Source organism: Halomicronema sp. CCY15110, from assembly GCF_016888165.1.
GTDB lineage: Bacteria > Cyanobacteriota > Cyanobacteriia > Phormidesmidales > Phormidesmidaceae > Halomicronema.
Genome location: NZ_JACSWC010000348.1, coordinates 1 through 9,605 on the forward strand (window position 1 = coordinate 1; position 9,605 = coordinate 9,605).

Sequence of the window (9,605 nt, forward strand, 5' to 3'; positions counted from 1 at the left end):
TTCTCGAAAGTGACGACTTTCTCACGATGAGACTACCGATACTTTGCTCCCAAAACTTTTCTGCACCAGTGAGGTTGGGGACTGAGGAGCACGCTAGCCTCGGCCTCGGGATGGTCGCGCCCCAGGGTGAGTTGAATGACTTGCCGGGCGACCGAAAGCGCTAAGACGGTGAGCTTTTGGAGGGCGGTGACCGACTCCAACTGAGAGGATTCAATATCGAGCCCTCGCGGCTGGAGAATGGCAAAGAGTTGTTCAATGTGCCAGCGCCACCGATACCACTGAATCATGGACAAAGCCTGGTCATCGGTCGTCACCGCATGGGTGGTGAGCGATCGCCAATGCACGGGCTCAACCCCATCCGGGGGATTAAGTTCCACCGCTTCGACGGCATCCACCCGCACCGCCTCGGGATAGCCCTGCCCTAAGCGAGCGGGACGTTCAAATTGCGCCCCCTTTTTTCCAGTCGCTGATCCCCAAAGGCAGCTGACGGGTGGGAACGGGCATAACTCAAAATGGGATTGGTCGGCATCGCAATGTTCAATCTAGGAGGGCGTCTAGGGCGTCTATTCATGACGGTAGATCAAGGCCTCCCTGGGCCGCTAGAAAACCCATCGGCGGCTTGGCTCCTAGCGCTATAACCCTAGTCAAATGAGGGTTCCGTGATTTGTGTGTACACGGTAGCCCACTGGGAGGGAGGTTTGGAGAGAGGGCAAAATCAGGCTGCCGAACTGACGTTATTAAAAAAGCCTTGTTACGGATAACAAGGCTTCACACACACAAATTTTGCCCCAGAGGCTGATGTTACCGTTTGAGATGTAGTAAAGCGCGACTCAGAGTTTCGCGTTGTTGCGGGGGCAGGGCAGCGGCCACCTCTTCCAAATCTTCGGGATGAATGCGCCGCAGCACTTGCAATAGCTCGACTCGGTCATGGTCTTCGTGATCGCCAAAGGACAAACTTTCGGATTGGGTCGCACAGGTGCCGCCATCGCACTGCAAGCCTAATTCATGCCACAACATGGTGGGGACAACGGTGCCCCTGCGACCATGCAATTCGTTAATCAGCAAATCATTTTCGAGATATGCCTTCGGCGAATCGTACATTTTCTCAGGATAAGGATGGGGCACCGTAAAGCAGCCAAAGTGCTTGCGATACTCTTCCGAGTCAATCATTCTTGTGATCAACTCTTTAACGCCATCGCGCATTAAGATATTGCTGTATTCGCTCATTTCAGCATGGTTTTTAGGCGCACGCCCCATGAAATGTTTAAAGCACAGTTCTAAAAACTTGAGGTTAGAACTGCTGTAGTAAAACTCGTTGAGGTAAACCTCAGACGTGCCCAAGGCTTTGAGAAAACGTTTGACGCCAATCTTATCTTTGAGAAAGTCTTTTTCTGGCTTTGCTAACTGGCGTCGTTCTGAGGCATAGGGCTGGCGCTCTAACACTTGGGTATAGATTTGATAGAGCGCGGCTTGCCGCTCCTCTAGTGAAGAACGACGACTGACAATTGTTTCTTGCATAGCTTTCATTGCAATATCCTCTGGGGTAGGTCGAATTCAATGTAGTGGGGACGCTACGATGAGGGGCTTAATGCGATCGCCTCTTTAGGTATAGGGCTGCATTGATTCAAAAATAATGTTGATGAACGGGTTGACTTGTTCGCTCACCTGAGCTGGCAACTTGTCATTCACCACTTCTTTCAAATGCTGATAGGCTTTGCAGCAGGCTTCTTGTTTTTGGTGGGCTCTGAGCATGGTATCGAGCCAGAACATCATTCTCTCACGGAACATAAACTCATCGTCTAGCAAGATACAAAGCGAGATGTAGCGCAACACTTGTGCCATGTCATATTGACAGCGCTTGCCGCTACGTTTGATGATTTCTGGATGAACTCTGGCAAACTTTTTCAGGGCTTCTAGCACTAGTTCATTGCTATGCTGACTGAGGGTTTGGTAAGCCATCAGACGTTTTTGATAGGTCTCAACATACGTCTCTAGGGGCCGAAGTTCGTCACTGGTTAAATAGCGACCATCGGCATCAATTAAAGCCTGGTTAAGCTGATGATTCAAAGCTGGCATATTCCCTCCAAAAGTCCCCGTTGTCTCAGGGCGTCATTATTTCAAACAGGGTTGTTTGGTTCGGGCATTGCAGGGGGTCGCGATGGGGCCAAAAGCAGACAATCGAAGGGGCAGATCGACTTCGGCAGCCACATCAGGACAGGGCTTGCAATGCGTTTCTGTCTGATATTGATAGATTGCCCAAGGGGCGGAAAGGGCGCGATCGCGAGATGCAATTCTTAATTAAGCCACCAAAAAAAATTAGATCTAGACAAACAATAGGGGCTGCTAGGTTAGCCCTCGTAGACCGCAAAAATCTCAGGGGAAAGGGTTTTGGCCGTTTTGGCACTGCCAGGAGAACGTATCTAAATATTTCGTGTTGCCTGGAAAACGTTACATTCACTGACGGTTCCCGATCGCTCGTTGCTATGCCGGTGTCAATTGTCTGGCTCGCGAGCACCGGATTTGCAAAGATGGCAAGCGAGCAGCGCCGCCTCAGTCGGGCAACACATGGGGGGGGATTGGTGGGGCAGCGTCATCCGGTAGGTTTTGCAGATTACGCACCCAGAGATCGCCATACAGCTCTGTCTGCGAGAGTTCTACCTTGGACTGAGCCGAGAGATAGAGTAGCCCCCAAAACACGCCAACTTTTTCGTGAATCTCTGCCGCTTCTGGGGAATCGGCGACATGGTTGTCGGGGACGGGATTGTGCTTAGGCCACTCCGCTAGCAGTTCTTCAAAGTTGAGCCAGCTGAGTTGGGCTTCCAGGGTCTCCCAATACTGGTCGAGAAACGCGGCCAGCGCATCGGCGATTTCGGTCAAGTTTTCTTGGTGGGCGAGCTGGGTGATGGCCCGCACCGCGTGGCGTTTGGATACGGGGGCGGCCCGCCGCGATCGCGTTCGCACGGGCTGATCGGCAATGACCGCAGCAATGGTTTCCAACTGCTCGATGAGTTCATTCAGGGTGACTTGGCGACGCTCTGGGGGCGGCGCGATCGCCCGCCGATGCAAATGCCGTTCCAAGTTACGAGGGAGCGGCATCTGTACCAAATCGTCGGCGTCTTCTAAGAGAAACCCTTCGGCCTCTAACTCCGCCTGGGCCGCTTCCATCTCTGCCCGCACCAAGGTGTCGGCCTTGAGCAGCACCAACATTGAGGCATATAAAAACGCCTTGCCCGACTCTGACAGGCTGGCTTCATAGGGCGATCGCCCCGCCTCTGGCAGGGCGACTGGGGTGGTATCTAGCGTCTTTAAGAAGCGATCGATCACGTCAATCACTTGCACATCCCAGGGGTCGATTTCTCCCTGTTCGGCCAAATCGATCAAAAATGCGATCGCGCTCTGGGCGAGAGACACTGCCATATCAACTTTCTAGCTGGCAAATGCCTCACTAGACTCCGCATCGTTATCACTATTCTTGGAGGCGGGCAACATCGGCTGCTGTTCGAGTTCGACCCGATAACGCTCCACATCTTGCTCTAACTCTTGAATGCGCAACTCGCGCTGTTCAATTTTTTTGCCTGAGCCCAAAAATCCTTGCACCTGTACCCACACACTAAAGACCCAAGCCAAGACCGCACCGACCCCCATGGCTACGATCAGCTCGACACAGAGGGGAGCTTCGAGATCGACCCCCTGCACTATGTGAATGGTCACCGGATCGATATTTTGAATCCCAAATAAAACGAGGGCGAGAGAAATAACGAAAATCACGACAAAGTTGATCTGCCGCATAGTTGCTGACTCCTAACGTCGTCGAAAAGGTTTGCTGTTGAACCATTACGGTGTGGCTGAACTGGCAGTCCGACCCCGGGCCGCAAATGATTCCCCCTTACTATAGATCGCGAGTGCGATCGCAACTCAAATCCCATAGAAGAATCAAGCTGACGCCCCCCCTGGCGTCAGCAGTGAATACCAGAACCCTTGTCGGCTAAGCCTGCCTGCACCCAACCTAATAGGCTAGGGCCTGTATTGCCCCAAGGGAAGACCCGTCATCGGCTGGGGCTAGGGCACTGGCCTGTCAATGGAGGATGAGTCTCGTAAAAACCTTTCTAACGCCAGTTCGGGTGAAGCCAAAATCGGTTACGTTCCCCTCGATTGGAGGGGATGGAGGCTACGGATAACTCTGAAAGTTCCTCGGCATCCTTGATCCCGAACTCAGATTAGGTTAAGGGGGAAAGGGGTCGAAGGGCTGGAACGCGATCGCCCTTTTCGATGGCCCCAGAGCCAGTGCCACAGCGGCAGCAAATATAAGTACACGGCGTAGGGAATAAAGCTGGCATCCGCGAGGATGACCGTTGCGGGTACCAGCCCCGCGATGTTCCAAGGAATTAGCGGGGCAATGACGACGGCGGAATTTTCGATATCCACCGCCAGGGTGTCCGCTTCGGCTTGGGTGGCGATGTACTGCGGCTGCATGATCTGTTGGGTCAGCAAAATGGCGATCGTCTGGGTGCAGCCAAAGGCACTGGTGAGCACACTGGCTAAAACCGTGCTGCCAAAGCGACCCCGAGGACTCGACCACCGCGAGAGCAATTGCCCCACGCGGTCAAAGGTGCCTTGCCCCGAGAGCAGCCCGGCCAAGGCGGTGGAAACGAGCACCACACTACACACCCTGACCATCGACCACAGCCCGCCGCCTTGGAAAATGAGGCTGAGGTCATGATCGGGGGAGAGGCGGCTGCCCCAGAGTAATGTCGTGATGACTTGGCCGAGGGATTGCGATTGGAGGGTGAGGGCCAGGGCGATCGCACTGCCCAGACTAATCCACAACGTGCGCAGTACAGGGCACCGCAGCCCGGTGAGCGCCACCAGCAGCACCGCTGGCAGCAGCGTCAACGGCTGCACGACAAACGTGGTCGGAATCGCCGTCAACAGGGCATCATCCACCCTGGTGAGAGGGTGTAGGCGAGAGGCCCAGGTATAAATGGCCGCTGACGCCAGCAACGGGACCCAACTGGTCTGCACCATGCGCCGCAGGTTTTGGGGGACGGAGGTATTCGTAATGGCGGCAACCAGATGGGCGCTGGAAGACATGGGCGAGCAGCGATCGCCGACATAGGCCCCAGCAATAATCGCCCCCGCGGTCCACCCTTCAGAACCGCCTGCCCCCCGGGCCATGATCATCAGCGCCAAGCCAATCGTGCCCGCACTGCCAAACGAAGTGCCTAAAAGGGTCGAAACCAGGGCCGTCAAACCAAAGGCCGAGACCAAGAAATATTGGGGATGGATTAATTGCAGGCCGTAATAGACCAGCGTTGGCACGGTACCGGCGGCCAGCCAGCTCGCCACGACGGCCCCAATCAGCAGCAAAATGCTCAACACGCCCGCCGACTGCCGGATGCCAGCGAACAGATGCTGTTGCAGATCGGCGACCGGGATGCCCCGCCGCCAATATACAGCTGACAGGATCCCCAGGGTCAACAGCAATGGCCAGAGAATGAACACACCGCGATAGACCGCCGTCAACAGGGTCGTAAAGGCCAGGGTCAGAGCGATCGCAATATCCATCAGGGGGGTATCCTCAGGCCCAGGTGCCGCCATGCTGCCCAAGGGTGAGTAGGGGTAGGGGGCAGGGACAATCAGTTTTCCGGTCATCATCCTAGTCGATGAACTCTCGCACGCTGGGGCATAGCCATCGGATGTGGCTCTCTTGGCTCGGGTGTGGGAATGGATTTCAACCGCGAGTCAGTGCAAGCCCCAAATCCGCGTAAAATTGGTTGAGTGTTAATGATTCGTTCGGTGGCGATCGCGCATGAAGTCATACCTGGCAGCAGCGGTACAAATGACCAGCGTGCCAGATTTAGAGAAAAATCTGGCCCAAGCTGAAGACTTAATCGACCTGGCGGTAAAACGCGGGGCAGAGTTGGTCACCCTTCCAGAAAATTTTTCATTCTTGGGTGCCGAGGCAGAAAAATGCGCTCGGGCCCAGGAAATTTGCGACGCCAGCGAACAGTTTTTGAAGAAAATGGCGCAGCGCTATCAAATTACTTTGCTCGGCGGCGGGTATCCGGTGCCGGGAGCTGGGGGCAAATTCTATAACACGGCATTGCTGGTCGATGCGGATGGCAGTGAGCTGACCCGCTACGAAAAGGTGCATCTCTTTGACGTTAATGTGCCGGACGGCAACACCTATCGGGAATCGAATACGGTGATTTCGGGGCAATCTCTGCCTGCGGTGTATCCGTCAAAGCAGCTCGGCAATTTGGGTCTCTCGGTCTGCTACGACGTCCGCTTTCCCGAGTTGTATCGCCACCTGTCGCAAATGGGGGCTGAGGTCATGATGATTCCGGCGGCGTTCACCGCCTTCACTGGCAAAGACCATTGGCAGGTGCTGCTGCAAGCGCGAGCGATCGAAAATACGTCCTACATTATCGCACCGGCTCAAACGGGCTTCCACAATAGCCGTCGACAGTCCCACGGCCATGCCATGATCATCGACCCCTGGGGCATTGTGCTGGATGATGTGGGCCCGAATGTCGGGTTAGCGATCGCTGAGATCAACCCCGCCCGCCTGGCGCAAGTGCGTCAGCAAATGCCGTCGCTGCAACACCGAGCTTTCATCTAATCATGAGGCGTTTGAGTCGCGCAAAAACGGAGCGACTTTTCTGACCAAACCGTTCACCCGTTAAGCACTGACAATTGGGCATTAAATGCCGAGCGTCAGATGCCTGGTTTAGCCTGAGAAAAAGTTATCAGCTGGCCGATAAAACAATTCGTCAAGACGCAACTGCCGCCACACTCACATATTTAGAAAATCAATCCCTTCGATTACATGAGTAGCCAATTAGATCGTGTGACTTTTCTGCGTGAGTCGATCAATTGCCAAGGCAAGGTTTTTCAGCCTTAGAGAAATATTTCAAGTCTCGGCCGAGATGGGTGCGCCCAACCCAGCAAAACTCTATGTGCTTAATTGATTTAAGTAAGCTTATTGAATCAATTAAAAATCAAAATTCATCTCGTGAAATATAAACATACTTGAATTTATATTCTTCCTTTGTGAACAAAACTTTCAAAGTGTAGGACTGGAAAAGATAATTTTTAGGCACGCCATTTATATCTAAAGCTCCGCTGAAGGGCCATCCGACAGAGGCTATGCCCAATTCCTCAGGATGAATTTGATATATCTGAAAGGCGTGATGTCAATGGCCATACTCCGCAATCGTTTACTTATAGAGAATAGTTCATTGATAGATGAAGATGATCTGTAAGGAAGGAATTTGCTTGATGGCTTAAATCGTAACTATTGATGAAACGAGTTCCAAGACAGTTTTGATAAGGAGACGCTAGTGGTTTTGCAACAATTGACTTTTGCCCCAAGTAGTCAAAATCAGCGAGTCAAAAACTTTGAAGTTCCGGGTGATGAGTATCCGCGAATGTTTTCTGGTGACAACTTGCTAGATGACAATGGCGACGTGCAAGATTTAATCTCTGCGACCTATCGCCAAATCTTTAATGAACAGCAGTTATTGGCGAGCAATCGATTGCCAAAATTGGAATCGCAGCTCAAGATGGGGCAGATTACGGTCAAAGAATTCGTCCGGGGCCTGTTGCTTTCCTCCACGTTTCGGGAGCGCAATTTTGACGCCAATAATAACTATCGGTTTGCCCGAATGTGCTTGCAGCGGGTGCTTGGGCGCGAACCCTATAGCGATCGCGAGATCCTGTCATGGTCCATCGTCATTGGCACGAAAGGCTTGACCGGCTTCGTTAATGAACTCCTAGAAAGCCAAGAGTATAGCGACAGTTTCGGCGAGCACATTGTGCCGTATCAGCGGCGGCGTATTTTGCCTCAGCGGATTCAGGGTGAGGTGACTTTTGCCCATATGCCGCGCTATGGCGAAGATCACCTGGCGCAGCTGAAAGCGATCGGCTATGACTTCGATCGCGCGCACGTGCCAGGTGGTTATCGCTGGTCTTCGCAACCATCCCCCGTGCGTTGGCAGTGGCAAAAGCCCCCGTATGCGCCTCTGGCAAGACGCATCGGTGCCGGCATCACCATTTTTGGCGCGAGTGCGATCGGTCTGATTTCGGTCGCGGTGATTCTATCCTGGTTTGGCTGGCTGCACATTTAGGCTCACCGTTGGCGGTCTAATCGCAGCCTGACACCATATTGATGACCTGGCGTCACCCTTGCCGACTGCGGTCGGGACAGTGGTGGCGTCAGGCATTTTCATTTAAAGAAAAGCATTTAAAGAAAAAAAAGTTGGGTAGAAGCTTCTTTTCAGAAGACTTCCCCCAACTGGTGCTCAAGGAGCACACGCGAGTCTACAGGATGTTTCTATGATGGCTTGCCCAGCAGGATGTCACCACGGGGAAAAACTCAGGAAAATTCAGATATTTTCCAAAACGGATAAATATTGGCCGCCTTTGCCGGGGACTATTTGGTTGGCTGGGGGGCATTTGAGGCGATGATCTGAAGATGAAGCGGCGATTCCCAGTCAATACTGCTTTCTTCATCTAGTCAGCGCCGGATAGGATAGGTCTGACCTTGAAAAATTGTGGCTTGGTAGTCGGTTGATTAACAACAATGAGTGATCAAAATCTGGTGAATAGCGGTGTCCGCTCGGTCATGGGCGTCAAAGAAGGGGCGACTGACAAAACCGTGCAGACTGACCTGGCGGATCCGAAGTGGGATTGGGCCGCGACCCTGAACTATTTGGGAGCGACGATCTCGCAAGTAGGTGTCATGACGGCCCTTCTCTGGGGGATGGATTTGGGGTTTGATCACTTGCCATTTGAGACTTGGCCCAGTTGGAGTGCCCCCGCGATCGCCTGTAGCTTTTTCGCGTTCATCACTTTGCGATCGCGCCTCTTCTCGCTGTTGGACAACACCCGCAACAGTGGTCGCTACACCTCAATCCAGCGACCGGGTTGGGCACCACCGCCGCTGGCCTTCCCCATTGTGTGGATGAGTATTGCGGTGTTACGGGTGGTGTCGGCTTACTTGGTGTGGGCCGAGTTGGGACAAACCTTTCTGTGCTGGCCGTTGGTGCTCTATGTGATTCACCTGAGCTTGGGCGACACCTGGAACACGATTTTCACGGTAGAGGGGCGGTTGGGCCATGCCGTGCCAGTGGTGATCGTAGGGCCGTTGCTCTCGGTCATTGTCGTCACGGCAAGCTATTACCAAACGCTGCCGCTGGCGGGATGGATCATTGCCCCGTCTGCCGTGTGGCTGGCGATCGCCACCGTTCTCTGCATCAGCCTCTGGCGTTTGAACGGTCAAGAGCCGCTTTATCCCGTTGTGGCCAAGGCGAGCTAACGCTGGCGCGAAGCTCAATCGTCCATCACGCGATGGCGCTGTCGCCAGGGGGCGCTTCCCTCGAACTGATAACACTTTCCGCCCTTTGAAGTGTCACATCGAGAGTGAGGTAGCAAACTTCTATGGTTGCTGTGACGAATCCACGGACATGATGAGTGCGGCCCCCCTAACAGTGAAAAGATGGCTCAGGAATGAAGATTTAATAAGCTGGGTAATTGCTCAACCCAGTAGCCAATCAGCTTGTTGTGAGGTAAGGACGCGGGAAATCGCCTCAAAGGCAGACAAC

Annotated in this window: 9 protein-coding genes; 3 read left to right on the top strand and 6 right to left on the bottom strand. The window is 53.5% G+C overall.

Features of this window, described 5'->3' with window-relative positions:
* Positions 1-32 precede the first annotated feature (32 nt).
* The 6 genes from JUK32_RS16430 to JUK32_RS16455 form a co-directional block, all read right to left on the bottom strand.
* A complete protein-coding gene (locus JUK32_RS16430) occupies positions 33-395 on the bottom strand; it encodes a hypothetical protein (RefSeq protein ID WP_204139948.1) in 363 nt (120 codons plus the stop codon).
* A gap of 406 nt (positions 396-801) precedes the next feature.
* Positions 802-1,518 carry a phycobilisome rod-core linker polypeptide gene (locus tag JUK32_RS16435; RefSeq protein WP_239112746.1) on the bottom strand — a complete coding sequence of 239 codons (717 nt, stop codon included), beginning with the start codon at positions 1,516-1,518 and terminating at the stop codon, positions 802-804.
* A gap of 84 nt (positions 1,519-1,602) precedes the next feature.
* Positions 1,603-2,076, bottom strand: coding sequence for a phycobilisome protein (locus JUK32_RS16440; RefSeq protein WP_204139950.1), 474 nt, complete (start codon positions 2,074-2,076; stop codon positions 1,603-1,605).
* 474 nt (positions 2,077-2,550) lie between these two features.
* On the bottom strand, positions 2,551-3,417 hold the full coding sequence (locus JUK32_RS16445) for a segregation/condensation protein A (protein WP_204139951.1): 867 nt from the start codon (positions 3,415-3,417) through the stop codon (positions 2,551-2,553).
* Positions 3,418-3,426: 9 nt separating this feature from the next.
* Positions 3,427-3,789: a lipopolysaccharide assembly protein LapA domain-containing protein gene (locus JUK32_RS16450; protein ID WP_204139952.1), complete on the bottom strand. Its 363-nt coding sequence runs from the start codon at positions 3,787-3,789 to the stop codon at positions 3,427-3,429.
* Between the two features lie 423 nt (positions 3,790-4,212).
* The gene (locus JUK32_RS16455; protein WP_204139953.1) at positions 4,213-5,652 is read right to left on the bottom strand and encodes a Na+/H+ antiporter NhaC family protein; all 1,440 of its coding nucleotides are present in this window, start codon (positions 5,650-5,652) and stop codon (positions 4,213-4,215) included.
* Between the two features lie 157 nt (positions 5,653-5,809).
* Here JUK32_RS16455 and JUK32_RS16460 point away from each other — a divergent pair, with 157 nt between their 5' ends.
* The 3 genes from JUK32_RS16460 to JUK32_RS16470 all read left to right on the top strand — a co-directional run bounded on the left by JUK32_RS16460 (position 5,810) and on the right by JUK32_RS16470 (position 9,319).
* Positions 5,810-6,622, top strand: coding sequence for a carbon-nitrogen hydrolase family protein (locus JUK32_RS16460; RefSeq protein WP_204139954.1), 813 nt, complete (start codon positions 5,810-5,812; stop codon positions 6,620-6,622).
* Positions 6,623-7,343: 721 nt separating this feature from the next.
* Complete coding sequence (locus JUK32_RS16465; protein WP_204139955.1) at positions 7,344-8,129, top strand: phycobilisome rod-core linker polypeptide; 786 nt, start codon at positions 7,344-7,346, stop codon at positions 8,127-8,129.
* Between the two features lie 455 nt (positions 8,130-8,584).
* Positions 8,585-9,319: a TspO/MBR family protein gene (locus JUK32_RS16470; RefSeq protein WP_204139956.1), complete on the top strand. Its 735-nt coding sequence runs from the start codon at positions 8,585-8,587 to the stop codon at positions 9,317-9,319.
* Positions 9,320-9,605 lie beyond the last annotated feature (286 nt).

Coding starts and splice junctions, on each gene's coding strand:
- JUK32_RS16435 (WP_239112746.1), bottom strand. CDS start 1,518: ATGCAAGAAACAATTGTCAGTCGTCGTTCTTCACTAGAGGAGCGGCAA.
- JUK32_RS16440 (WP_204139950.1), bottom strand. CDS start 2,076: ATGCCAGCTTTGAATCATCAGCTTAACCAGGCTTTAATTGATGCCGAT.
- JUK32_RS16445 (WP_204139951.1), bottom strand. CDS start 3,417: ATGGCAGTGTCTCTCGCCCAGAGCGCGATCGCATTTTTGATCGATTTG.
- JUK32_RS16450 (WP_204139952.1), bottom strand. CDS start 3,789: ATGCGGCAGATCAACTTTGTCGTGATTTTCGTTATTTCTCTCGCCCTC.
- JUK32_RS16455 (WP_204139953.1), bottom strand. CDS start 5,652: ATGACCGGAAAACTGATTGTCCCTGCCCCCTACCCCTACTCACCCTTG.
- JUK32_RS16460 (WP_204139954.1), top strand. CDS start 5,810: ATGAAGTCATACCTGGCAGCAGCGGTACAAATGACCAGCGTGCCAGAT.
- JUK32_RS16470 (WP_204139956.1), top strand. CDS start 8,585: ATGAGTGATCAAAATCTGGTGAATAGCGGTGTCCGCTCGGTCATGGGC.